The 25,743-nt window shown below is 48.1% G+C and carries 20 protein-coding genes; 13 read left to right on the plus strand and 7 right to left on the minus strand.

Annotation, left to right across the window (positions count from 1 at the left end; genetic code table 11):
- Positions 1-141: 141 nt before the first annotated feature.
- The 6 genes from ACAN55_RS09470 to ACAN55_RS09495 all read left to right on the plus strand — a co-directional run bounded on the left by ACAN55_RS09470 (position 142) and on the right by ACAN55_RS09495 (position 8,292).
- Positions 142-1,434 carry a homocysteine synthase gene (locus ACAN55_RS09470; protein WP_379131260.1) on the plus strand — a complete coding sequence of 431 codons (1,293 nt, stop codon included), beginning with the start codon at positions 142-144 and terminating at the stop codon, positions 1,432-1,434.
- Between the two features lie 276 nt (positions 1,435-1,710).
- On the plus strand, positions 1,711-2,673 hold the full coding sequence (locus tag ACAN55_RS09475; protein WP_379131262.1) for a hypothetical protein: 963 nt from the start codon (positions 1,711-1,713) through the stop codon (positions 2,671-2,673).
- A 284-nt stretch (positions 2,674-2,957) separates the two neighbouring features.
- Positions 2,958-4,670: a methyl-accepting chemotaxis protein gene (locus ACAN55_RS09480; RefSeq protein WP_379131265.1), complete on the plus strand. Its 1,713-nt coding sequence runs from the start codon at positions 2,958-2,960 to the stop codon at positions 4,668-4,670.
- A 272-nt stretch (positions 4,671-4,942) separates the two neighbouring features.
- Positions 4,943-6,910, plus strand: a complete 1,968-nt coding sequence (locus ACAN55_RS09485) for a heavy metal translocating P-type ATPase (RefSeq protein WP_379131267.1) — start codon at positions 4,943-4,945, stop codon at positions 6,908-6,910.
- Positions 6,911-7,073: 163 nt separating this feature from the next.
- The gene (gene trxB / locus ACAN55_RS09490; protein WP_379131270.1) at positions 7,074-8,018 is read left to right on the plus strand and encodes a thioredoxin-disulfide reductase; all 945 of its coding nucleotides are present in this window, start codon (positions 7,074-7,076) and stop codon (positions 8,016-8,018) included.
- 40 nt (positions 8,019-8,058) lie between these two features.
- Entirely contained in the window at positions 8,059-8,292 is a 234-nt protein-coding gene (locus ACAN55_RS09495) for a glutaredoxin family protein (RefSeq protein ID WP_379131273.1), read from the plus strand.
- 83 nt (positions 8,293-8,375) lie between these two features.
- Here ACAN55_RS09495 and ACAN55_RS09500 read toward each other — a convergent pair whose 3' ends face one another.
- Positions 8,376-8,576 carry a hypothetical protein gene (locus ACAN55_RS09500; RefSeq protein WP_379131275.1) on the minus strand — a complete coding sequence of 67 codons (201 nt, stop codon included), beginning with the start codon at positions 8,574-8,576 and terminating at the stop codon, positions 8,376-8,378.
- A 160-nt stretch (positions 8,577-8,736) separates the two neighbouring features.
- A complete protein-coding gene (locus ACAN55_RS09505; RefSeq protein ID WP_379131452.1) occupies positions 8,737-9,897 on the minus strand; it encodes an ROK family protein in 1,161 nt (386 codons plus the stop codon).
- Positions 9,898-10,154: 257 nt separating this feature from the next.
- Here ACAN55_RS09505 and xylA point away from each other — a divergent pair, with 257 nt between their 5' ends.
- The 4 genes from xylA to ACAN55_RS09525 all read left to right on the plus strand — a co-directional run bounded on the left by xylA (position 10,155) and on the right by ACAN55_RS09525 (position 16,905).
- Complete coding sequence (xylA, locus tag ACAN55_RS09510) at positions 10,155-11,471, plus strand: xylose isomerase (protein WP_379131278.1); 1,317 nt, start codon at positions 10,155-10,157, stop codon at positions 11,469-11,471.
- Positions 11,472-11,862: 391 nt separating this feature from the next.
- Complete coding sequence (gene xylB, locus ACAN55_RS09515) at positions 11,863-13,359, plus strand: xylulokinase (RefSeq protein WP_379131280.1); 1,497 nt, start codon at positions 11,863-11,865, stop codon at positions 13,357-13,359.
- A 205-nt stretch (positions 13,360-13,564) separates the two neighbouring features.
- On the plus strand, positions 13,565-15,352 hold the full coding sequence (locus tag ACAN55_RS09520) for a sensor histidine kinase (RefSeq protein WP_379131282.1): 1,788 nt from the start codon (positions 13,565-13,567) through the stop codon (positions 15,350-15,352).
- The gene (locus ACAN55_RS09525) at positions 15,349-16,905 is read left to right on the plus strand and encodes a response regulator (protein WP_379131284.1); all 1,557 of its coding nucleotides are present in this window, start codon (positions 15,349-15,351) and stop codon (positions 16,903-16,905) included. Before ACAN55_RS09520 ends, ACAN55_RS09525 begins: the two co-directional genes overlap by 4 nt.
- Positions 16,906-16,996: 91 nt before the next feature.
- Here the strand turns inward: ACAN55_RS09525 and ACAN55_RS09530 are convergent, their stop codons facing one another.
- From ACAN55_RS09530 to ACAN55_RS09545, 4 genes are all read right to left on the minus strand, one after another.
- A complete protein-coding gene (locus ACAN55_RS09530) occupies positions 16,997-18,100 on the minus strand; it encodes a class I SAM-dependent methyltransferase (RefSeq protein WP_379131287.1) in 1,104 nt (367 codons plus the stop codon).
- A gap of 294 nt (positions 18,101-18,394) precedes the next feature.
- Entirely contained in the window at positions 18,395-19,162 is a 768-nt protein-coding gene (locus tag ACAN55_RS09535) for a class I SAM-dependent methyltransferase (protein WP_379131289.1), read from the minus strand.
- 129 nt (positions 19,163-19,291) lie between these two features.
- Positions 19,292-20,416, minus strand: a complete 1,125-nt coding sequence (locus ACAN55_RS09540; RefSeq protein WP_379131454.1) for an acyltransferase family protein — start codon at positions 20,414-20,416, stop codon at positions 19,292-19,294.
- A gap of 184 nt (positions 20,417-20,600) precedes the next feature.
- Entirely contained in the window at positions 20,601-21,965 is a 1,365-nt protein-coding gene (locus tag ACAN55_RS09545; protein WP_379131292.1) for a hypothetical protein, read from the minus strand.
- 276 nt (positions 21,966-22,241) lie between these two features.
- Here ACAN55_RS09545 and ACAN55_RS09550 point away from each other — a divergent pair, with 276 nt between their 5' ends.
- Positions 22,242-22,634 (plus strand): VOC family protein, encoded by a 393-nt coding sequence (locus ACAN55_RS09550; RefSeq protein ID WP_379131295.1) that lies wholly within the window; start codon positions 22,242-22,244, stop codon positions 22,632-22,634.
- A 78-nt stretch (positions 22,635-22,712) separates the two neighbouring features.
- On the opposite strand, the gene ACAN55_RS09555 is transcribed toward ACAN55_RS09550, so the two are convergent.
- Positions 22,713-23,516, minus strand: coding sequence for a hypothetical protein (locus ACAN55_RS09555; protein ID WP_379131298.1), 804 nt, complete (start codon positions 23,514-23,516; stop codon positions 22,713-22,715).
- Between the two features lie 244 nt (positions 23,517-23,760).
- Here ACAN55_RS09555 and ACAN55_RS09560 point away from each other — a divergent pair, with 244 nt between their 5' ends.
- Positions 23,761-24,738, plus strand: coding sequence for an ABC transporter permease (locus tag ACAN55_RS09560; protein WP_379131301.1), 978 nt, complete (start codon positions 23,761-23,763; stop codon positions 24,736-24,738).
- 17 nt (positions 24,739-24,755) lie between these two features.
- Complete coding sequence (locus tag ACAN55_RS09565) at positions 24,756-25,664, plus strand: carbohydrate ABC transporter permease (RefSeq protein WP_379131304.1); 909 nt, start codon at positions 24,756-24,758, stop codon at positions 25,662-25,664.
- The last annotated feature ends 79 nt before the right edge of the window (positions 25,665-25,743 follow it).

Here is a 25,743-nt window from a genome sequence, read left to right on the forward strand (position 1 = left end):
TTGATTAAACTCACCGGAATAATGAGAATTAGTCTTTTCAAATGACATTCTTTGTGAGAGAATAGGTTCAATTCGGAACGCATTATTCCAAATGCCGGAAGGTCCAGTCTTTATATTTCAATTATAAGGGAGGAAATACTTATGCCAGAAGATCGCAAGCTGTCCTTTGAAACTTTGGCCGTTCATGCGGGCCAGGAGATTGATCCTACCACCTTGTCACGTGCAGTACCGCTCTATCAGACCACCTCTTACGGTTTCCGTGATACGGAGCATGCCGCTAATCTGTTCGCCTTAAAGGAATTCGGGAACATCTATACCCGGCTGATGAATCCGACAACAGATGTATTCGAACAGCGGCTGGCTGCACTTGAAGGAGGGGCAGGTGCACTTGCGACAGCTTCCGGCTCGGCAGCTATTTCCTTTTCTATTCTAAATATTGCAGGGGCAGGCGATGAGATTGTATCTTCAGCCAGTTTGTATGGCGGAACCTACAATTTATTCTCTACGACCCTGCCGAAGCTTGGCATCAAGGTTCATTTTGTAGACTCCGATAACCCGGAGAATTTCCGGAGCGCGATCACGGACAAGACTAAAGCACTGTATGCCGAAACCATCGGCAACCCTCAGGGCAATGTACTGGATATCGAGGCTGTAGCAGCTATTGCACATGAACATGGTATCCCGTTAATTGTAGACAATACGTTCCCAAGCCCCTATTTACTGCGTCCGATTGAGTTTGGAGCCGATATCGTAGTACACTCTGCAACCAAATTTATCGGGGGTCATGGGACTTCCATCGGCGGAGTTATTGTAGACGGCGGTAATTTTGACTGGAAGGCGAGCGGCAAGTTCCCCGGTTTGACCGAGCCAGACCCAAGTTATCACGGAGTCGTATACACGGAAGCCGTAGGACCGATTGCATACATTATTAAAGCCCGGGTGCAACTGCTGCGTGATCTTGGCGCATCCATCGCCCCGTTCAATTCCTGGCTGCTGCTGCAAGGACTCGAAACGCTGCATCTGCGCCTGGAGCGCCACAGCCAGAACGCGCTGAAGGTTGCTCAGTATCTGGAAGCCCATGAAGATGTGGAATGGGTTAGCTATTCCGGCCTTCCGAGCCACCCTTCATATGATCTTGCCCAGAAGTATCTGCCGAAAGGCCAAGGTGCTATTCTCACCTTCGGGATCAAAGGGGGAAGTGCAGCAGGCCGCAAACTGATTGAAAGCGTGAAGCTGTTCTCCCATCTGGCTAATGTCGGAGATTCCAAATCGTTAATTATCCATCCGGCCAGCACAACTCACCAGCAGCTTACAGAGGATGAACAGGTTTCCGCAGGAGTAACACCGGAGCTGATCCGTCTATCCATCGGGACTGAGTTTATTGATGATATCCTGTATGATCTGGAGCAGGCGATCGCAGCCAGCCAAGCCTAATCCTTGAACTATTGGCGGGTTGCTAAATAGCTATGAGCAAACTATAAATTGCACAAAAAGCGGGTTTCGCACTTGAAAAGGTGCAGCCCGCTTTTTTATTCGTTATGGAACCTGTCCGGGACAAGGTTCTGGTGAAATGGAACAGTTTGGAGAACGCTTGCATAAATCCAGCCTGCTTCCAGTATTTATAAGTGAAGCATACTTTGAAGCCGGCTTAAATTACGAGTAACTGCAGCCGGGTGACAATCCAAAGCTGAAAAGGGTGGGTGCAGAGCAATGAAGGGTGAACATCAGCAGGATGGTATTCGAAATAATGAAGAACGCCCATTGAAGTATAGCACCGCTGAACAGGCGGGACGGCTGAACCGGAGCTATTTCAGCCGTACTGAACGGCTGCCGGCCTTTTTGGTGTTGCGCGAAGGTCAGGATGACCGGCATGCGGTTTCACCGGGCGGGGGTACAGCAGTTGTAGGGCCCTGCTTTGTCCGGGGTGAGGAATGGCTGATGAGACCGGAGATTGCTGCGCTTTATCATACCTGGCTTGCCAGTGAGGGGGGGCTGGAGGCAGACCGTTGCCTGCAGCGAATCTATCATTTCCTGCGTGCCTCTGCTGCTGAGCTGCTGGAATCACCGGATGGCGGCTGGGTGGTTGTTTCACTTCTGCGGCCCGAAGAGCTTGCCGTGCAGCCATCCCGGCTGGCAGCACTGCAGGACGCCCAGCTTGAAGCCTTGTTCGCCGCGATAAGCGAGCGGCATATGAAGGGCGGCGACAGCCGCCTTGATCTGCTGGCGGCATATCCCGCCAGCGGAGCCGAATTCGCGGCGCAGCGCGAATTCATCGAGAACGTGGCCGAGCAGACTCTCGGCCACGCCTTTGCGGCGGCCTGCCGCATCGGGGCGCTAATCGCCCCGGATGCCGGGCAAGCCGCCGGGGAAATCGCGCGTATCGCCGATTTCCTTGTGCTGGACGGCGCGGCGGACGAGGCCGCGCCGGGGGAGACCGCCGCGGAGGGCTTCGCCCTGGCGGCGGAAGAGATCCTGGCCGCCGTGCGGCGCGTCAAGCCAGCGGCGGTGGTGCTCGCCGCCGGGCCTACGGCGGCACCGGCTTTAGCCGATCTGTACCTGATCGGCTTCAGCGGAATCTTTTGCACAGCCAGTCAGCGGACGGAGGCTTTGCTGAGAGCGGCCTGCCTGACCTGGATGGCGCGGCATGAATCGGTGGATTCCAGCATCAGTTAGAAATATCATTGTACTGTGCGTTTTCTAGTTCTCATATCGGATAGCCTAGACATGGATATGTCTGGGCTTTTTATTTTTTATACATAATTCAATCATAATTCAGTTAGAAATACGGATTAGTATAAGCTCAGAAAGCAGGGAATTCAAAGCGGTGCCGGCAGACGAGAGTAGAATTGGATCCGCTTAGAATCAAACGGTGCAGTTAATCGTGCCTTCACTACTCGCAAGACTTCATAGCTGTCAACAACATTGGAAGATCAAGAATACATGGGGAGTGGAAATCTATGAGATGGTTTAATAATTTGAAAATGATTCAAAAATTGTTGTCAGCTTTTATGGTCGTTTCATTGTTTATCGGTATTGTTGGAGTGGTAGGCATCTATAATATGAAACAGATAAATAACAATATGGAGAATATTTATAATATCGATTTGATCGGGATAGACAGTATAGTGAATATCAAATTGAGCTTAGCTGAGATTAAAGCAGATATGCTGCTAACGATAGATCCTACTCATAAATCTGAAGTTCAGGCCAATAAAAACCATATGGCAGCAACCAAGCGCATCGTCGATCAACTCGTGGAAAGATATAAACCGACGATTATTACTGAATTAGACAGAAAGCAATTTGCCGAATTCGAAAAACTTCTTGTGGAGAATCGTGCGACTAGACTGGAAATAATTAAGTACGTCGATGCAGGTGATTATGTTAAGGCGAATGAGCTGTTTCCTGATTTTCTGACAAGCAGGCTCGCGATGATTAGTGTACTGGATAAAGAGATTAAGCTTGCGTCCGACATGGCTAAAGCGGATCATGAATCCAGTGATGCATCGTATAATAAGGCTTTCACACAGATCATAGTAATTACTGCGCTGGGATTAATGGTAGCTATTGCTTTAGGACTTTTGATATCTCTTACTACCTCAGGCCAAATTAAGAAGATTCTAGCCGTGGCTGAAGCGCTGGGAAACAATGATCTTACCCAAACGGTGAACATGGATTCGCATGATGAGATAGGCGGTTTAGCCAAAGCTTTAAACAAGGCAATTGAGAGTTTTAAAGAATTGATTGGACACATATCGGATAGCGCCACGGATATTAGCTCCACCAGTGAAGAACTCTACGCCACAACCGAAGAAATCTCGGCGAAAATGGTAATTGTTGATGATGCAGTGAAACAGGTATCTCTTGGCGCAGTGCAACTAAATGCGACTACAGAGCAAGTGAATGCAACCACTGAAGATATCGCGGAGAATGTAGCGGGCGTTACGGAAAGAGCACAACGAGGAAATGAGATTGCCAAAACCATCGAAGCCAATGCAAAACAAGTGAGAAATAATGCTGAAATCAGCTCGGATACGGCAAATAAACTGTATATGGAAAAGCAGGCAAGTATATTAAAAGCCATCGAAGAAGGCAAGGTAGTGAATGAAGTGAAGATTATGGCTGCAGAAATAGAGAATATTGCCAGTCAGACCAATCTGCTCGCCTTGAATGCAGCTATTGAAGCGGCAAGAGCAGGAGAACATGGAAGAGGTTTTGCGGTGGTAGCGGATGAGGTTAGGAAATTAGCTGAAAAGTCATCGGTTTCGGTCAAGAGCATTCAGGAAGTTACAGGCCGGGTGCAGCATGCCTTCAATAATCTATCCAGTAACGCCCAGGACGTTCTAGGCTTTATCGACAATAAAGTTAAACCGGATTACGAATTATCTGTAAATACAGGCAGGCAGTATGGTGAGGATGCCATCGAATTCAATAAAATTTCTTTGGATATTGGGGACTCCATGAACCTGGTTAATCTAACCATTAGTGAAATTAAAAATGCAATTAAAAACGTGTCTGTGACAGCCGAGGAAGCAGTGATCAGCTCTGATTCAATACTCTCCAGTGTAAGTGAATCGGTCTTGGCCATTCAAGAAATAACGAAGGCTACTCAGAATCAGGCTGTCCTTGCTGAGAATCTCAGTGAAATGGTGAAGAAGTTTCAAATGTGAAAATATATCAGCTTGCCTCTGGTTTACTTTTGGTCTAAAGGTGGTATAGTATAAATATAAGTTGCACTAAGGAAATATATTTGCACTATAGAAACAATGATTATCATTCTCAATAACACAAAATTATATAATGCCCATTGTTCATGCTGTCCCGGCTAAGCCGGGGCAGCATGTGTCATTTTCAGGGACATAATAATGGCTCTCATTCTCAATTGGGTCTCATTCAGATCTCAACCAAACTTCATCCAATACATTTTAGGAAGGTGATTTTTATGCAAGCAACATCCAAACAAATGCCCCAAAGTACGGCATTCGCTAAAAGTGCGAAGCAGCCGCAGCTCCCCAACCGCCGTAAATTTGATCTGAAGTCGATACTCAGCAATTCCGAAATGCAGGCAGCCCTTGGCAGCGGTGTGTTAATGCTGATCGCTTGGGCAGTAGGAGGATGGTCGGAGATTTTATCGATTCTCCTGTACGTAATATCTTATACGATTGGCGGCTGGATCAAGGCGAGGGATGGCATAGAGACGCTAATCAAGGAACGGGATCTTGACGTGAATCTCTTGATGATTGCCGCGGCGCTTGGAGCTGCATCCATTGGCTATTGGAATGAGGGGGCGATGCTGATCTTTATTTTTGCCCTGAGCGGAGCCTTGGAGAGCTACACCATGGAGCGCAGTAAAAAAGATATCTCCTCACTAATGGCACTTAAACCAGCAACGGCGCTGCGTATTGAGAAAGGTGCGATGAATGAAGTCGCGATTGATATGCTGGCTATTGGCGATTTATTGCTGGTGCGTCCAGGTGAACTGATTCCGGCGGATGGCAAAGTGTACCGAGGTGAATCATCAGTCGACCAGGCATCCATTACAGGGGAATCCGTTCCAGTGGATAAATCCGCAGGTCATGAGGTATTCGCGGGTACAATCAACGGGGAAGGACCCCTTTATATTGAAGTAACCAAGTCGGCGGAGAATACGCTGTTCGCCAAGATTGTCAAAATGGTGGAGGCAGCAGAGACGGAAGTGCCGGATTCCCAGCGTTTTATCAAACGTCTTGAGGCTATTTATGCCCGGATTGTCGTCGGAACAACCTTGCTGCTGGTGCTGCTGCCGCCGTTTCTTCTTGATTGGAGCTGGAGCGCGACCTTTTATAAAGCGATGGTCTTTCTAGTGGTAGCTTCTCCTTGCGCCTTGGTCTCGTCCATTATGCCCGCTATGCTGTCCGCGATTTCCAAAAGCGCACGCCGCGGGATTCTGTTCAAAGGCGGCATCCATCTCGAAAATATGGCACGGACTTCTGTTGTTGCTTTTGATAAAACCGGCACACTGACAGAGGGAGCACCACAGGTTACGGATTTCATCGTTGGTGAGGGATATGACCGGGATGAATTGCTAACGATTTGTGCTTCGCTGGAAAATATGTCGCGTCATCCGCTGGCTGAGGCCATTGTACGCAAGGCTGAAGAGGAATTCCTCGTGCTGCGCGGTGTGCAGGAATCGAAATCACTGACCGGCTGGGGGATTGAAGGACGGATTGACGGACAGGAGTGGCGTGTAGGTAAGTCTGATGTTCTTGATTCGGAGGATCTTCGGGAGCCGGAGGCGGTTCTGGAATACTGGAAAGCGCAACGCCGGCAGTTGGAAGAGGAAGGAAAGACCGTCTCTTTGATTTTGCAGGAGAATAGTATTGCAGGCATGATTGCCCTTCAGGATACCGTTCGTCCTCATGCGGAAACTGCTGTCCGGAAGCTGCAGGAGCTGGGAATCAAAGTGGCGATGCTGACAGGTGACCGTTCTGCAACGGCAGCGGTAATTGCCCGTAAGACAGGTGTGGATTTGGTGTATGCGGATTTGCTGCCTGAGGATAAAGTGCGGTATGTCAAAGCGATGCGTGAAACCTACGGGCATGTGGTTATGGTCGGGGATGGTGTGAATGACGCGCCTGCGCTGGCAACGGCAACGGTAGGTATGGGCATGGGGATGAAAGGCAGCGGTGCTGCGCTGGAGATCGCCGATGTGGTGCTGATGAATGATAATATTGAAGAGATTGCCGCCACAATTTCCCTGGCCCGCCGGACGCAAAGAATCGTGAAGCAAAATATGATTTTTGCGATCAGCGTCATTTCGGTATTGATTCTGAGCAATTTCCTGCAGGGTATCGCTTTGCCTTTTGGGGTTGTGGGCCATGAAGGAAGCACAATTCTGGTCATACTGAACGGACTTAGACTGCTGCGCTGACGATACCATTCTTAAAATTAAATTGTTCACAAAATAGTTTGGGCTGGAGGAGTCTGGCATATTGACATATTCGGCTGCAGTTATCATAATAAGTACTACATTGTAATAATTTTAATCAAGGAAAAAAGTAGATGCTGCTGCCCAGCCCAAGGAGGATATAATCATGTATAAATCAATTGTTATAGGCACCGGACCCGCCGGGTTGACTGCCGCTATTTATTTGGCCCGTGCCAATCTGAATCCGCTCGTTATTGAAGGTCCCCAGCCGGGTGGACAATTGACGACAACGACTGAGGTTGAGAACTTCCCCGGCTTCGCCGAAGGAATTATGGGCCCGGATCTGATGGATAATATGCGTAAGCAAGCAGAACGCTTTGGTGCAGAATTCCGCACAGGATGGGTGAACAGCGTCGATCTCAGCGAGCGTCCGTTCAAGCTGAACTTGGAGGGAATGGGTGAACTGACGACGGACACACTAATTCTGTCCACAGGAGCAACAGCTAAATATCTCGGAATTCCCGGAGAACAGGACAATATCGGACGCGGTGTCAGCACCTGCGCAACCTGCGACGGGTTCTTTTTCCGCGGGAAAGAAATTATTGTTGTGGGCGGGGGAGATTCAGCGCTTGAAGAAGCAGGCTTCCTGACACGTTTTGCATCCAAAGTAACGCTGGTTCACCGCCGCGGTGAGCTGCGCGCCTCCAAGATTATGCAGGATCGCGTCCGCGATAACGCTAAAGTATCTTGGGCACTAAACCGTACTCCACTTGAAGTTACGGCTGGTGAGAACGGTATCGTTAACGGTCTTAAGGTACTGAACAACGAAACCGGGCAAGAGGAATTAATCGAAGCCAGCGGTGTATTCGTGGCTATTGGACACCATCCGAATACGGCATTCCTTGGCGGACAGATTACAACCGACGCGAACGGCTACATCGTGACGAATCCCGGTACTTCAGAGACCAACATCCCAGGCGTATTCGCTTGCGGTGACGTTCAGGATACCCGTTACAAACAGGCGATTACGGCGGCAGGCAGCGGCTGTATGGCAGCTATCGATGCCGAGAAATATATCGAAAGTCTGGAGCACAGCGCAGTCATCCTGTAAGCTTGCTCCGTCCCACAAAACTTTTAGGAGGAATTCAACTATGGAAAATGTAATTGTGTATACGTCCACCAATTGTCCGCATTGCCGTCAGGTGAAGAGCTTCCTGACCGAGCAGGGAGTTTCCTTCGAGGAACGCAACATTGAGCAAAATGATGATTATGCCCAAGAAGTTTGGGATATGGGCATGAGAGCGGTGCCCATCACCGTAATCGGCGATTACAAAATCGTAGGCATGAACAAGACCCAGTTCAACAAAGCGCTGGCTCCGGCGTAAATAATACGTCTGCCCGGATATATAAAAGCCGCCACTTTAGTTCCCGATAGGGAGCGTAAAGTGGCGGCTTTTTGGCATATTATTTATGACTGAAAGACAGACACAAGAACTTGAAAAAGCAGATAGACACCAATACCAGAGCCAATAAGTGTAAAACCCGATTTCTTTCTGGATTGAAACAGGCGCAAAATTCCCAGGCTGATCAAGGGAGCGATAATAAGCAGAAACAGCAGCACAGTGATGAACATTTGCGCCGAAATATCGGACGTATCAACATAGGTCATGGACTCTCGCTCCATTTCAGAAAGGTTGATGGTGATAAATGTCACACCGGTATACCCTTCATTATATAGGATCGAAAGCTTTTTATCTGCATTTTTACAGTCCCTAAATAGGGCGAATTTACGTCAATTTTCTGAAACAACGAAGAGGCTTGTTCCTTTTTTACAAAGTAACCCGGGTATGCCCGAGAAAATGTATGACCGCCGAGAAAGCCGCGCCAATTACAGTTCCCTGACTTCCCAAAGTAGAAAAAGTGATTTCCAGCTGCTGCTTGTGATAGGGCAGAGTACGTTCGGAGACGACCTTGCGCAGAGAATCGCCCAGATATTGCCCGGCTTCCGTTAAGGCCCCCCCGATCACGATGACCTCCGGATTAAAGCTGTTGATCAGATTCGTAACCCCGATCCCCAGAGATTCCCCCATAGTAGCATAGTGATGCAAGACATCTGCCTGTCCTTGAGCGGCTAAACGGACCAACTCCGGAGTTGTGGCCGCAGGCAGCTGCACCTCCGGATAGTCGTAGGTTTTCTCCGAAGCATACAGTTCCCAGCACCCGCGGCTGCCGCAGCTGCAAGGTCTCCCGTCCGCATCGATCGTCATATGACCGGTCTCTCCGGCATATCCCCGTGCACCTTTATAGAGTTCTCCGCCGATGATGATGCCTGACCCAATCCCTGACCCGGCACTGACATACAGCAAATGCCGTACATCCCGCGCCGCTCCAAAATTCAACTCTCCTTGGGCTCCGGCATTGGCTTCATTGTCAATGGTTACAGGAACGGCGAAGGCAGACTCGAGATGTCCCCGGAGATCGACCATTTCCCAGCCTAAGTTGGGTGCAAATAACACCACACCGTTCTCATCGACCATCCCCGGGACTCCAACTCCAATGCCCACCAGGCCATAAGGTGTAGCCGGGGCCAGTGCAATCAGGCCGTTAATCATCCGCCCCATCTCCTCAAGAACATAAGGAAGGTCATGGCGCTCAAGGATTACATCACTTTCCTCCAGCCGGTTGCCTCCCAGATCACACAGAATGGCGGTGAGCTGCTTCACACGAAGCTCCATACCGATAACTGTACCCGCCATCGTGTTGAAATGGAGCATGACCGGCTTGCGCCCACCGCTGGATTCACCGATACCGACCTCAGTCACCAGTTCCTGTTGGCACAGCTCGGCTACCAGATTGGAAACGGTTGCTTTATTCAGTCCGGTTAATTCGGATACCTTCGCACGGGAGAGGGGGGAGGCTCTGCGGATCATATGTAGAACAATAGACTTATTTATTTTTTTGACCAGCGCCTGGTCACCGGTAACTTTCACGGATAACACTTCCTTTGGCATAAACGTTCGCATCGCTTGTACGCCACTTAGTCTAGTGCCATGTTCTGCAAAATGCAACAGGGAATGATCACAGGAATTTCTGCTGCCGCTCATCTTTATACTGGAAAGGGGGAATATTACCGCAGGGAATCATAAAGAAAAAAACTTTGTTTAACCAATATACAAAGTCTTCGTGATGTGTTACTATGATCCTGTAAACGCTTGCGGGCAAGCACAAATATGAGGAGGATATTCAAATGGCATATTTTGATACAGTGGGCAAAATCTCTTATGAGGGCAGCCGCTCAACTAATCCCTTGGCATTTAAATTCTACAACCCTGAAGAAATCGTAGCCGGCAAAACCATGGAGGAGCATCTTCGTTTTGCAATGGCCTATTGGCATACACTTACAGCGGGCGGTTCCGACCCGTTCGGCGCTGAAACTGCAGTTCGCAGCTGGAATCATCTGAATGGGCTCGACAAAGCGAAGGCACGCGTAGAGGCAGCTTTTGAATTCCTGGAAAAAATGAACCTGCCGTTCTTCTGCTTCCACGATATCGATATCGCACCTGAAGGCGACAACCTGCGTGAATTCTACAAGAATATCGACACCATCGTTGACCTGATCGGACAAGGCATGAAGACATCCGGTAAGAAGCTGCTGTGGAACACAGCGAACATGTTCACCAACCCGCGCTACATGCACGGTGCAGGCTCCACTTGCAACGCAGACGTATTCGCTCATGCAGCAGCACAAGTGAAAAAAGGTCTGGAAGTTGGTAAATTGCTCGGAGCAGAGAACTATGTATTCTGGGGCGGACGCGAAGGTTATGAAACACTTCTTAACACCGACCTGGGTCTTGAACTAGACAACATTGCCCGCCTGTTCTCCATGGCTGTGGACTATGCGAAGGAAATCGGCTTTGACGGACAATTCCTGATCGAGCCTAAACCGAAAGAACCTACTAAACATCAATATGATTTCGATTCAGCAACAACAATTTCATTCCTGCAAAAATACGGCCTCGATAAGCACTTCAAGCTGAACCTTGAAGCGAACCATGCGACACTTGCAGGCCACACCTTCGAACACGAACTGCGTGTTGCCCGTATCAACGGCATGCTGGGATCGCTCGATGCGAACCAAGGTGATCCGCTTCTGGGCTGGGATACAGATGAATTCCCAGTTAACATTTATGATGCCACATTGACACTGTATGAAGTGCTGATGAACGGCGGTCTGGGCCGCGGCGGTATCAACTTCGACGCCAAAGTACGCCGTCCGTCCTTCGAGCCGGATGATTTGTTCCTGGCACACATCGCTGGCATGGACACTTATGCTAAAGGCCTGAAAGTAGCAGCTAAGCTGATTGAAGACCGCGTCTTCGAAAACTTCATCGACAAACGCTACAGCAGCTTCACCGAAGGCGTTGGTGCCGACATCGTATCCGGCAAAGCAACTCTGGCTTCCCTTGCCGAGTATGCACTGAATAACGAGAACCCGCGTCCGAACCAATCCGGCCGTCAAGAACTGCTGAAAGCAACCTTGAACCAATACATCTTGGCTGAGTAGTAGCAGGGATTGGGCTGCAGTAGGTATCCAGGCTGTATAGTAGCTGGGATTCATACACAGCTCGCAGAACTTCTATAGAAGGTTTGCATTCAAAAGTTTCATCAATGGTTTCATATTAGGCAATTCTCTGCTTGCAGAGAGAGCAAATCGCAACGGGGGTTGCTGAAGATAGCATTCTTCGGCAGCCCCCGTTTTTTTACTAATAGAACGCTATGAGGTGAAAGTAACGAAGGGGAGATTTGGAACTGTAGGAGCGAGAGCGTCCGTCTTTGTCTCCGGATTTCTACCGCGAAGAGCGGTATCAATCAGGAAATCCGGAGACAACAACGGCCGAAAGTCCAAAACTCACCGTAGTTACGGTACTCACCGAACAACAAAGGGAGATATGACCATGAAATATGTAATCGGGATAGATCTTGGAACCAGCGCTGTAAAGTCGGTGCTGGTGGATCAAAGCGGCAACGTAGTTGGCGAGCACTCAGAGTCTTATCCGCTGAGCAGACCGGAGCCGGGCTGGAGCGAACAGAATCCGGAGGACTGGACGAAAGGTACGCTGACCAGTCTTAGCCGCTTGATGGAGAAGACCGGCGTGGATGCTGCAAGCATTGACGGCATCAGCTTCTCCGGTCAGATGCACGGCCTGGTTCTGGTGGATGCGGAAGGCAAAGTGCTGCGTCCGGCAATTCTCTGGAATGATACCCGTACGACAGCCCAGTGCCGCAGAATCGAAAGCACACTCGGTGCGAAACTGCTGGAGATTGCCAGAAACCGCGCACTTGAAGGATTCACATTGCCGAAAATATTATGGGTACAGGAGAACGAGCCAGAGGTACTGTCGCAGGCTCATCAATTCCTGTTGCCTAAAGATTATGTACGCTACTGCCTGACTGGCGATTACGCGATGGATTATTCGGATGCAGCAGGTACGCTGCTGCTAGATGTAGGCGCGAAGCAGTGGAGCAATGAAATTGCGGAAGCCTTTAACCTTCCGGTGTCACTATGCCCGAAACTGGTTGAATCATTCGAACAGACAGGTACGCTTTTGCCGGAAATCGCAGAAGCTTCGGGTTTGCTGACTTCCACAAAAGTGTATGCCGGTGGCGCGGATAATGCCTGTGGCGCACTTGGTGCTGGTATTCTAGGTGAAGGCCGTACGATGTGCAGCATTGGTACTTCCGGCGTCGTGTTGTCCTATGAAACCAACAAGGATTTAAATCTGGAAGGTAAAGTCCATTTCTTCAATCATGGCGAGAAGGATGCTTACTATATCATGGGGGTTACCCTTGCAGCAGGCCACAGCTTGACCTGGTTCAAGGAAACCTTTGCTTCACAAATGGGATACGACGAGCTTCTTGGTGATATCGAATCGATTCCAGCCGGTAGCGGCGGGCTGCTGTTCACCCCGTACATTTCCGGAGAGCGCACACCGCATCCGGATGCGGATATTCGCGGCAGCTTTATCGGAATGGATTCCGGACATACGTTGTCCCATTTTGCCCGTGCCGTTCTGGAAGGCATTACGTTCTCGCTGCGTGAATCCATTGACATCGTGCGCAGCTCGGGTAAAGAGATTACTGAAGTTATTGCCATCGGCGGCGGTGCGAAGAATGAAGCTTGGCTGCAGATGCAGGCGGACATCTTTAATGCCACCATTGTGAAGCTGGAGAGCGAGCAAGGCCCGGCCATGGGCGCAGCCATGCTGGCCGCATACGGCAGCGGTTGGTTCCCGTCACTTGGAGCCTGTGCTGAAGTCTTCATCCGTCAGGCTGGACGGTACACTCCCGATCCGGAGCAGGCTTCGGTATATAATGAAATGTTCGCATTGTATCAAGAGGTTTATGGAGCAACGCGCGGGCTCAACAGCAAGCTGGCAGCCTACCGCAAATAATTATCACCACTTTGCCCAAACACTAACAGTGCAGAAAAGACGGCCTTTCGCATATGCGGAAGGCTGTTTGCCTGAGCGGCGATACAGGGAAGAAGCCAGACTTAACCGATTGTAGTATCCATGAATCTTCTGTATTGTAAAGAGATAAAGAGCTGTGAAGCGCGAAAGATTGTATGCGGACACAATGTTTTGGAGGCGGAAGCAAATGTTCCATTGGATGGTTACGCGGTTAAATGATATCAAAATACGCAACAAGCTGCTTCTTGCTTTTTTACTGGTTACTCTATTGCCAGTCCTGCTTGTAGGTGGTTATCTAACGGTGGAAATGCGGTCGATGGCTTTTGAAAATGCGATTGAACAAGCTTCCATCAATGTGGAGCGGGTGAAGAAGAGAACGGAAGAGGTCATCGGCGTATCGCAGGATATTTCCTACCGGCTGTCCAATGATGCAAGGCTGAAGAAGCTTGCCGTCCGCAACTATGAGAGCACTTACGATGTTGTGGAGGCGTACCGGGATTATCCGGATATGCGAGAGTATTTGCGATTATATAATGAAATATCCAATATAAGATTGTATACAGACAACAAGACGCTGCTCAATAACTGGGAGCTAATCAACCCTAGCGATGAAATTAAGGGAAGTTTGTGGTACCAGCGAGGTCAGAGATACGACAGCATGGTAGGCTGGGAATACATTGAGGATGAACGCGACCATCATAAATATCTTAGTCTGGTCCGTAAAATAGAGCTGGAGGGCTCCAGCAAAACGGGCCTGCTTGTGATCAACGCCAGCACGACCCAGCTTAGCTCTATCCTAAATCAGGAATCTTTTGAGACCATGATTGTGGACGATCAGGACAACATTATTGCTGCGAACCGTAGTGGCAGGGCGGGGAAAAAGCTTGCTGATATTTCGTTTGATACCCGTGTGCTAGGTGAAGGGAGCGGCAGCTACGAAGCCGTAGTAGACGGGAAGTCTTCCAAAATCCTCATTGATGTGCTGAATCCCCAGTCCAGCCGCAATAATCTGCGGATTATATCGGTATTCTCTATCGAAAGCATCGTGAAGGTTCCGAATCAGGTTATCCGCCTGGCATTGATGGTTATTGTCATTAGTATCATATTGGCTTTTTTATTAGTATTCGGCTTCTCTTCTTTGTTCTCACGGCGGCTGCTTCGGCTCAGCAAGCATATTAACCGCGTGGGGACCGGTGATTTCGATACAACACTGAAGATTGACGGGAAGGATGAAATCGGACTTCTTGCCCGGCAGTTCAACTCCATGGTGCGCAGCATTCATGAACTGATGCAGGAAGTGCAGAAATCCAATACCCAGAACATTCTACTGGAGCAGAAACAGAATGATATTCGTTTCAAAATGCTGGCCAGCCAGATCAACCCGCATTTCCTGTTCAACGCACTGGAATCGATCCGGATGGAAGCTCATATGAATGGACAGACCGAAATTGCCCGGGTTGTGCGGCTGCTTGGCAAAATGATGCGTGGTAATCTTGAGGTTGGCAAAAGCAAGATTCCACTGAAGCAGGAGCTGGAGATGGTCCGCTGCTATCTGGATATTCAGCAGTTCCGCTACGAGGAGCGGCTGCGGTATCAGTTCACGGTGGATCCGGCAACAGAGCCGCTGTATATGCCTCCGCTCATTATTCAGCCTCTCGTTGAAAATGCGGTCATTCATGGCCTCGATAATAAAATGGAAGGAGCGTTCGTCACGGTGGATATTCATAAAATTGCAGGTCACGCCCATTTCACCATCCGGGACAACGGAGTAGGCATTACTTCCGAAAGACTGGAGAGTGTAAGAAATACGCTTGAGGCGCTGGAGGAACAGGAGGGAGACCGTATCGGACTCCGCAATGTCCACGACCGGCTTAAGCTCTCCTACGGGGAGGAATACGGGCTGGTCATTGAGAGTCCAGAGGGCGAAGGTACCGTTATTACATTCCGCATTCCAATGGAGGACATTGGCTTATGATCAAAGTACTGATTGCAGATGACGAGCCGAAGCTCCGGGAAGGACTGCGTAGCATCATTCCTTGGGAGGAACTAGGATTTAGCGTTGTAGCTACCGCTGCTAATGGCTTACAGGCCCTAGAGAAATATCATACCTATTATCCGGAGCTTCTGGTCGTCGATATCCGTATGCCGGGAATGGATGGACTGGAGTTAATCCGCGAGCTGCGAAGTGAAGGTTCTACCAGTCATGTGCTGATTCTTAGCGGACATGCCGATTTCGATTATGCGAAACAGGCGATTTCCCATCGGGTAGATGGTTATTTGCTGAAACCGGTAGACGAAGACGAGATGATTCAGTATCTGGAGCAGCTCCGGGAGACGATCTCCCAGGAGGACAAGTTCAGCAAATGGACCGAAGGTGAGCCAGCCCGTAACCGGGAGATGCTGCTGCGTGAGCTACTGCAGCCCTCAACGGCTCAAGACGAAGTGCATGATCCCGGCAAATTTGTGGCGGCGCTTGGACTGGAGAATGGCAATTATGAAGTCGTTCTTATTTCACTCAGGGAATCAGCTGCTGCGGGGGATGATAAGTTGACGAATGTGAAGGAAGCGCTCATGCGTCATTTTGCTCATAAGGGGAACGGGCTCTTTTTCACCATGCCGCCTTATATGGGAATCTTATTGAACAATCCGCTGTTCACCGAGCTGGACCGGAAAGAGCTGTACAACGAATTAGCGGGAATTATGGAGCGGGAAGGATTCCGTTTCAGGGTTGCGGCGGGAGGGGCAGTGACGCGTCCGGAGGCGGCTTTTGTATCCTTTACTACAGCGAGAGAGCTGCTGCAACGGGCTTTTTTCGCGGATAATGAAACGATGATTAGTGCAGAAACGTTCTCCCGGAGTATTGAAGATAAAGAGAAGAGCGGGGAAGTGGAAGACGGAGCCGAGAATGGCGAAACCCGCCTTCTGCTGGCTGTGGAAACCGGAAGCACTTCCATGATCAGGCCCCTCGTAAGCGTCATTATTGACGAGCTGACTGTGGCGGGGGCGGATGAACTGCGGGTGAAGGAGACTTTTGTCCACATCCTTAGCACCGTGCTTGTGCGCCTGGAGCCGACCTATCCGGAGATCCGTACTTACGCAGCGGAGAATTCGCCACCCATCGGGGAGCTGTATCACAGCTATTGCTTCGGAGATCTACAGGAGCAGGTGGTCGCTTTCCTGACTGGAATCGCAGGAAGGATGAACAGCGGCGGAAGGGGCAACGAGATCAAACAGATCACCGAGCTGATCCAGCGCCGCTACAACGAGAACCTGAAGCTGGAGACCCTAGCTGAGCTCTTCAATTACAACAGTGCCTATCTCGGCAAAATGTTCAAGAGCACCACGGGCGAATACTTCAACACTTACGTGGATAAGGTACGGATTGAGAAAGCCAAGCAGTTCCTCGCCCAGGGCATGAAGGTCTACGAGGTCGCCGAGAAGGTCGGTTATATGAATCCTGATTATTTTAATGCCAAGTTCCGCAAGTATGTCGGCGCCTCGCCGAGCTCGTATCGGAAGGGGAACTGAATGTAATAAAGCCCTCGGCGGTAGCCGGGGGCTTTATTAATAGTGAAGCTTAAGTGGGTAAAAGGTGACTATTAATAATCTGATACTTATATTATTTCTTACTGGTAATTCTAACTGCCACCTGACGGTCATCCATAACGAACCCTAAGTATTCAAACCCCAATCCTGTTTCTTCAATTAATTCATTAAATGCTTTGAACTCTCCGCTTTTCCAGTTAGGATAATTAAAATACTCATCGAACACAATGACAGTACCATCCACGATTCTATTTTTTAATTCATTAAAAATAATTTTAGTTGAAGAATACAAATCACAGTCAACATGAATAAAGGCACAGTTGTGTTCGTTACCCGTAAGAAAAGGAGGAAGTGTCTCATTAAACCAGCCTTTTATTAACTGAACATTTGAATTGACCGGAGGAAGGGAAGAGACTTCAAACATACCTTTGTCGAAACCAGGCATCCAAGACTCCGGTAAGCCTTCGAATGAGTCAAATCCGTGTACCGTTTCCAACGGAACCATTGAAGAGATGTAGTTAATGGAATGACCTTGGAAGACACCAAATTCTAAGTAAAGACCCTTAATTAAAGGTTGTTCTAAAACACTCTTTACCAAAGCGACTCTGTCTTTGTATTGAGCAGTTTGAAACATATTCGCTTTAACAAATTGAGCAGTCTCCGCTAAGGCATCTTTTTGCATTTGCAGGTTTATATCGTATAACTCTCTTTTTAAAAGTTTCTGAAGGATGGGTTCAGCCAATTTTTCTAAAGTGTTTTCTGAAACTACTTTTAATAATGGGGTGTAAGTAAATTTTGAGACACCAACGCTCTCCAACTGTGCGCTTACTTCCTCGTATTTCTCTAATGCCAGTAGAAAATAGTCGGAAGCAGTCCTTGATTCAAGAATGCTATCCAATGAATTTATTGAAATTCCTTCCAATGTAGAATCGGATTTGGAAGAATCATTATCAATGATTAGTTTCACATTGAGGCCAAGCCGGAGCAGGGACTCTACAGTTACCCGTCCGGTGTATCCAGCTCCGAAGACGTAAAGCGTTCTGGACTGTAGAAAGGCAAAGTGATCTAGGAGATATTTATATATTTGTGACTCCAGCATAGGTGAAAAGACCTTCTTTCTATTATTTTCATATAAGTGATGTTTCATATGTAACTTCCACCAGTTATATATCGGCATTTCACCTTTGAATGTTTAAGCTGAAGAAGAGCCTCTTTCACAACTAAAAGAGCTTCTCATTGTATACGAAATCCATCATATGAAGGGAGGAGACAGAGAAAAGATCAACGCATTGGGCTGGGCGAGATTCCTGAATTAGGTATGGTAATTCTGAAACCCAGGGGAGAGGGGAGGGGCTACGTGCAGATAGCCAGGATCTCTTTGGCTGAATTAACTGCGCTCACGAGAGTTAAATAGCCTAAGTCCTTATGAATTAGGGACTTAGGCTATTTTCTGCGTTCGCTAGTTGTTTGCTTACTTCTTTGTCGCTTCATATATAAATATCTGTTGTCCATGGGTTGGTACTTTACCATACTCGAAGTCGGCGGATACAATCACATTGGAGAAGCCGATGCTCTCTAATATAAGCTTAAATTCTTCGACGCCGTACCAACGTAGTGCGAAACGCTGTAACTCTGTCTGAATCAGTGCACCGTGGTGCCATTTTTCATATTTAATAAAGTTGATCTTGTACTGATTGTATAAATCGGCTTCAACAAGCGTTTTTTCCATAGTAATAATGTCACCATTCGGCAAATGTAAGGTTGATGTACCGCCAATGCGGCCGCACTCAAAATTGGTATCTGGAAGGAAGAAATCAAGGATAAGTCTTCCCCCTGGCTGAAGATGATCGTATAGGCGCTTTAAGGCGTTCAGTGATTCCTTCCGATCCTCAATTAACATCAAAGAGCCACCGGGAATAATGATAGCCTCGTATGTATCCGGCAAGGAAAGTCTCTCCAGATCTGACTCATACAATCGGGTGATTAACCCCCGTTCCTCACACCGTTTACGGCAAGAGGCCAGCATTTCGGGAGAATAGTCAACGCCATCTACCGTAAGACCGGATTCAAGAAGCGGGATGAGCACACGCCCGGACCCGGTCATGGCTTCAAGAATACGTCCTTTACAATGCTCTAGTCTACCTCGGTAATACTCTACATCTGGGTCGGATACGCAACCTATTTTCTTGGTCAGATCATAGACCTCTGTACAAAGTTCACCATAATAACTAAAAGACATACGCATTAAACCGCCTTCACATTCAATTTACTCAATTATATATTGGAGGAAAAATTTGGACAATGGAATATACGGTTAAAAATAAACTTGCTGTCAGCTTATGGGAGAGGGACGTTTGTTCGCATAACTCTAAAGAATTCGTTTAGCTCCCGGGATGAAACGCAGGATCGCAGAGATTAGGAAGCAGAAGAAGACACTGATCGCTGAAACGATAACCCATTTGATGGCCGGCGGCCACATAATATGATGGAAGGAGATTGTCCAGAACACGATGACAGCAGGGTGGATCAAGTACACGGTATAAGCATGGGCAGACATCCATTTACTAAATTTCCCGGCAGTATGGAAGATGTTTTGGAAAAGACGGAGCAGCATAAGAATAATGCCGAAGCATACAAAAGGCTCCCAAAGTGCATAGAGTAAGGCTTGAAAGTTCAAGCCGCCATCGAACGTTAAATTCCCGTCAAGAGCCCCAGTCAGAATGAGGCCAACAGGGAGAATAGGAATAGCACAGACGGATATCCACCCCCACAATTTAACCTTTGGAGCGGAAATTTGATGCAACCAGTTATTATGATAGGTGTATATTCCGGCTATAAATAATAGTATATAGGACGGGAAATAACCTAGCTGTAATCCAAGAGGACCTTCACCCGCAGGAAAAATAAAACGAACGGCGAACGCGATTAGACCAGTGCCCACGGCAGCTGCAAGGATAGCTTTGTGTGTAGGGAATGGCCGGTCGGACGGTACGACTGCACTTGTCCCGGTGAGCAGGCGGTATCCTGCATATAGTATTGTGAAGTAAAGAGAGGCCTCTAGGAACCACGCCGGCCCAAAGAAAATCTGCTTGAAACTCCATACTTCGGTACGATAGAACTCGCTTAGTGTCATTTCGCCCCGAAGTTGAGCATACCAGACTGTGACCGGACCTATCAGCAAACAATACAATACGAGAGGAATCCCCAACCGAAGCAGGCGGTCTTTTAGAAATCGGACTGCTCCTTTACGGTTATAAGAGGCCGGAATAAAGTAGGATAAGAGGAAGAAAAACAAACCCATAAAGAAGGCCTGACAGATGGCTGTGAAAATGGTCAGCAAGACGGAAGTAACCGTCATCTGAGTGGTATCCACGTCTACCAGAATCCAGGAGCCGGATGCTCCATAGGCGATAGAGGTATGAAAGACGACAACCAGTATGGTGAGTGCCGTCCGTAAATGATCCAGGTAGTCAAGTCGTTTGTTCAGAATAATAACCTCCCGATGGTTCTGGAATCTTTTTCATAATTATAGAGGAGCAATAGTGAGATCCCAGCGATAAATGTCATTTCTGCAGTGAACAGAGGCAGGCGGGAGGTTATAAAAAATAACGGCGGCCGCCTCCGAATAGATATCGAATGGCAGTCGCCGCTTCATATACATGATTCAGGTTCGCAAATTAATTAAAGCTGGACAGGATTCCTTCATACTTATTGTGGAATCCCCAAGAATGATTGGATTCATTCTGCCAATCCCATTGTTCGTCGAATTGGGTCGGCAAATATTCAAGAACAATGGTTCCAGACTTCACATACGTCTGACCTAAGTTATTCACCATCTTGATTGTATACACTACGGAGTGTTCTTCCTTTATGGCATATTCTCCTTGAACGGTGTTTATTTGATGCCACTCTCCGTCATAATAAACTGTGCTGTTGAGGTTTCCGGCATTTTTTGTAATCGAGATAAGGTCTCCACCGCCGTTCGGAGTGATATCAATAAGTATCTCTTTAGCATCATCCTGATAATGGTATTGATTTGGATACTGTTGAGTAGAGTCCATGGTAATATTCTCGAGATCAAAGGAATACTTATGCCCCGTAGTGGTACCATATAATTCAACAGACAATGAACCTCCTTGCATCATACCGCCCGGAACGGTGGTATTAAAATCAAAGTTCTCGTTAACCCCTTCAGTATCATGGTAGGAGTAGTAAAGGATACCGTCCCTCAAGCCAATATAATGCATTTCAAACTCAGGCATATAAAAATATTGCGATGAGAAATAAGGCAACTGCAGCCCCAGTTCAGGCTGTTTAACCTGCACAGTTACGCTAGTCTCATCATTGTATGTATTGGACTGGCCAATATCTGTCTTGATAATTCTAAGAGTCAACGGATAAACACCCGGCTCATGGAGGGCTGCCGTAAAGGTTAGCGGCACCGTTGCACCTTTGCTCACCTGAGTCTCATTAATTGTAGCCAATACCTGATCACCATTTAAGAGATCGACACGTGCTACCGCTCCTGAAGTGCCGTTCAGCTCTGTCAGATCCACAGTGACCTGGAACGGTTCATCAGCCAGGACAGTAGCCGGCGCTGAGGCGTTTGCAAGCGTCAAATCCGGACGAACTAGAACTTCGGCGGTTTTTGTCAGAATTATTTTCTTTGGTTTACTCCCTAAGCCCGGTACGACAGCGGCTACCTCAACGCGTTTCACTTCTCTACCTTCTGGATCCAATTGCAGTTTTACCGTTTCATAAGTCGATAGATTAGAGCTTTGATCATAGACCTGATTAAAAAGGTATTCACCCGAAACGCCGAATGCTTGAATCTTCAAATTTGTAATGCCGTTTGGCGGAGCGCTTAAACCATCGAGTGCATACACATGGATCTGTACATCCGTGTTACCGTTCGCCGTCCAAGCCTGAAGTTCCAAGCCGTATGGGCTCACGGTGTCCCTAGGCGCTGCGAACGCGACTGAGGAAGAAATGCTGAATAAAGCAATGAAGAAGATGAGTGCCTGCAATGACAAACGTTTCAAATTTATTTACCTCCTTAAATATTAACAACATTCCAAGTATATCAATTATTTTTATTTTCAGGAAGAAAAATTGATATATTTCCCATTACTAATGGAATACTGGTTTGTTTTTTTGATCCTTAGACCGCTGAAGCAGATGAGGTATTATTTTGGCTCAGGAAATTTAGAAATGATCTATTTATAATAGAAAATGTAATAAAAGAGGATATAAAAGTAATAATGGGAATAACCAAATGGAAAAAGTGTGTTCAAATGAACAATGAGGAGGAATCGAATATGGATGCCTTAGGGTTAAGGAACATCAGTGTTGTTACTTTGTTTGTCGAGGATCTGGAAGGTACGATGACGTTCTATCAGGAAGTCTTTGGCCTGACAAATGTGTATGCAGACGAGAACTCGGCGGTATTTGATTTTGGGAATATGAGTATTAATCTGCTGCGAATTTATGAGGCTCATGGGCTTATCGATCCAGGAAAGGTTGCAAGCCGCGAGGCTGGGTCACGGTTTCAATTCACGATCCGCGTGGAAGATGTGGATGCAGTATGCGCCGAGTTACGTAATCGTGGGGTGAGCCTTCTGAATGGTCCAATGAATCGGCCGTGGGGCATTCGCACTGTAAGCTTTCTTGATCCCGGCGGACATATATGGGAGATTGCTCAGGAGTTATAATTTCGAATAGTTATAAAAAAACATACCATGTCCGAGCTCTCGATGGAGAGGCAGGACATGGTATGTTTCATTTAAACCTTAGACACCTGAAGCAGCAGAGGTTGCATCGGTTCCTTGAGCCGAACCGGTCGCTGCCGGTCTCTCTCCGCCAAAGCCCCGGCCTTTACCGCCGCCATGTTGACCTTTTTCAACCCCTGCACGATTTACAATCTTCTCGGCGAGCGCTGCAATATTGGCTAGTTGGGTGTCCGCCTGGGCTTGAGTGAGCTTGCCGTCGGTTACGGCTTGTTTAATACTGGCCGTTAATGCTGCTGCCTGAGCATCAATCAGCTTCTGGACATCTACGCCTTTAGATTTAGCCAAATCAGCCAGCGACTTGCCTGCGCTGAGTTCTGTCTTCAATTCATCAGTGGTTAGTCCCAGGAGAGTGGCTGTGGCTGTATAATCCACGGTTCCACGGAATCCGAAGCCCCGATCATCAGCGGCTTTGCCCTGGAGCTTGCCGTCGATCAACGAATCAAGGTTCGCTGTAAATGCGGTCTTCTGATCAACCTGCTTCTTGTCGAACTCGGAGGTTAACGCGCTTTTCAGGCTGTCCCGGGAAACGCCCTGTTCTTCGGCAATCTGGGCTAAAGTCTTACCTGCATCAACCTTCGCTTGAAAGGCTGTATTGTCCAGCTTCAGCAGATCAAGCACCGCCTGGCTAATTCCGCCCCCGATCCCGATTCCGCCACGACCCTCGTGTACACTGCTCTGATTATGGATTGCAGATTTCGTTGTTGTATCTGTAGCCTTGCTTCCTGTAGTAGCCGCATACGCGCTGAATGGAATCATAACGGCCAAAGCAGCCGTAATCCCAATCGCTTTCACTGTTCTCTTCATCGTTATTCCTCCAGTACTAATTTGTCTTACAGTCCCCATTATGTACAGCCATCCTGAAATTGGGCTGAAGATCATCTTAAGATGACCTTAGAATCGGCTGAAAGGTTCCTGAATGTTTTCATGATTTCCACAGGTTTAAGAGCCTCTAAATCTCTAATTTTCACCTGATTTCATGTCAAATTTGTAGGGTACTGCAATCGCTTACAGAACCCTAAAATATAAACATAGAGAAAGGAGGGGCTTTATGAAAGCGGCAACAACCATACAGGACACGCAGCCTTCATCCCACAAACGTGCTCAGAAGCCTGCTTCAGGACGGTTTTGGAGAACCTTTAAAAATCAGAAGTATTTGTACATGATGTCTATTCCTTTTGTGATCTGGGTGTTCGTATTCAGTTACCTTCCACTGTGGGGCTGGACGATGGCATTCCAGCAGTACAAGCCCGCTAAAGGTTTTTTTGAACAGAAGTGGGTGGGATTCGATCATTTCAGAACGCTGTTCTCGGATGATCAGTTCTTTGTAGCCCTACGCAACACGCTGGCAATGAGCGGCATGGGACTGGTAGCGGGATTTATTTTCCCGATTACATTCGCCATCCTGCTGAATGAGCTTCGGCTCGGATTCTTCAAAAGATTCGCACAGACAATTTCCTATCTGCCTCACTTTGTATCCTGGGTCGTAGCGGCGGGGATTGTAACCAAAATGCTCTCCAGTGAGAACGGTCTGGTCAATGATTTGTTGCTTGGACTACATTTTATCGACACACCTATACAGTTCATGGCACAAGGCCATTTGTTCTGGGGAATTGTTACTTTATCGGATGTATGGAAAGAAACCGGATGGAACGCCATTATCTATCTGGCCGCGATTGCGGGGATTGGCCCCGAGCTTTATGAAGCGGCCCGTGTGGACGGTGCAAGCCGCCTGCGCCAGGTATGGCATATTACACTGCCGGGTATCCGCCCGACGATTATCGTGCTGCTTATCATGTCGATCGGCAATCTGCTGAACATCGGCTTTGAGAAGCAATTCCTGCTCGGAAACAACCTGGTAACCGACTATTCTCAGGTGCTTGACCTGTACTCTCTGAAATACGGGCTCGGCATGGCGAGATATTCCTACGGTACCGCGATCAATATATTCAACTCTGTGATCAGTGTGATTCTGCTCTTCACCATTAACGGAATTTTCAAACGCACAACTAAAGAGAGTCTTTTGTAGAAAGGGGGAGCTTGGTGATGGAAAGAACTTCGCTGGCCAGCCGCAAGTCCTGGTCTGACCGAATATTCGATGTAGTTGTATACATCGTTGTAGCCTTTGTTGTAGTCGTCACGATTTATCCATTTCTCAATGTGCTCGCCATTTCGCTGAATGATTCGATTGATAGCGTGCGCGGCGGAATAACGATTTTTCCCCGGGAGTTCACTTGGGATAACTATATCAAGATTTTTACCTTCAGCGGTTTGATTACCGGCTTCAAAATTTCTGCCCTGCGTACCATCCTTGGCACGCTGCTCGGTCTTTTGACAGCTTCCATGCTGGCATTCACGATTGCCCGGGAGGATTTCCAAGGACGCAAATTCGTCTCCACTTTCCTGGCGCTGACTATGTATGTATCCGGGGGTCTTATCCCGACTTACATGCTGGTGCGTGACCTGCACCTGATGGGTACCTTCGCAGTCTACATTCTTCCCGGTGCGGTCAGTGCCTTCAACGTCTTTGTTATCCGTTCCTTTATCGACGGCATCCCTTATGCACTGCAAGAATCCGCGAAACTGGACGGTGCCAATGACTTCACGATTTACTGGAGAGTGATCCTGCCGCTGGCGAAACCGGCCTTGGCTACGATTGCACTATTCCTGGCTGTCGGACAGTGGAATGCCTGGTTTGATACGTATCTGTATAACGGATCGAAAGAAGCACTGACCACTCTGCAGTTTGAACTTATGAAGGTGCTCCAAAGTACAACTTCAGGCAACGGGGGAGATTACCGTTCTAACATCGTGAGTCAAGCCACGAACCAGGTATCTCCGGAATCGATCAAGATGGCCATCACGATTGTGGTTACTGTGCCGATTCTGCTGGTGTATCCGTTCCTGCAGAACTATTTTGTTAAAGGCATGACGCTGGGAGCAGTCAAGAGCTAATTGTTCCAGTAAATGGTCTCCACCGCCAATGTGCGGTGGAAGCCAAGATTATGGTATCATCAGGGAACTCCCTGTTATA

The organism is Paenibacillus oryziterrae (assembly GCF_042610485.1).
Taxonomy (GTDB): domain Bacteria; phylum Bacillota; class Bacilli; order Paenibacillales; family Paenibacillaceae; genus Paenibacillus_AQ.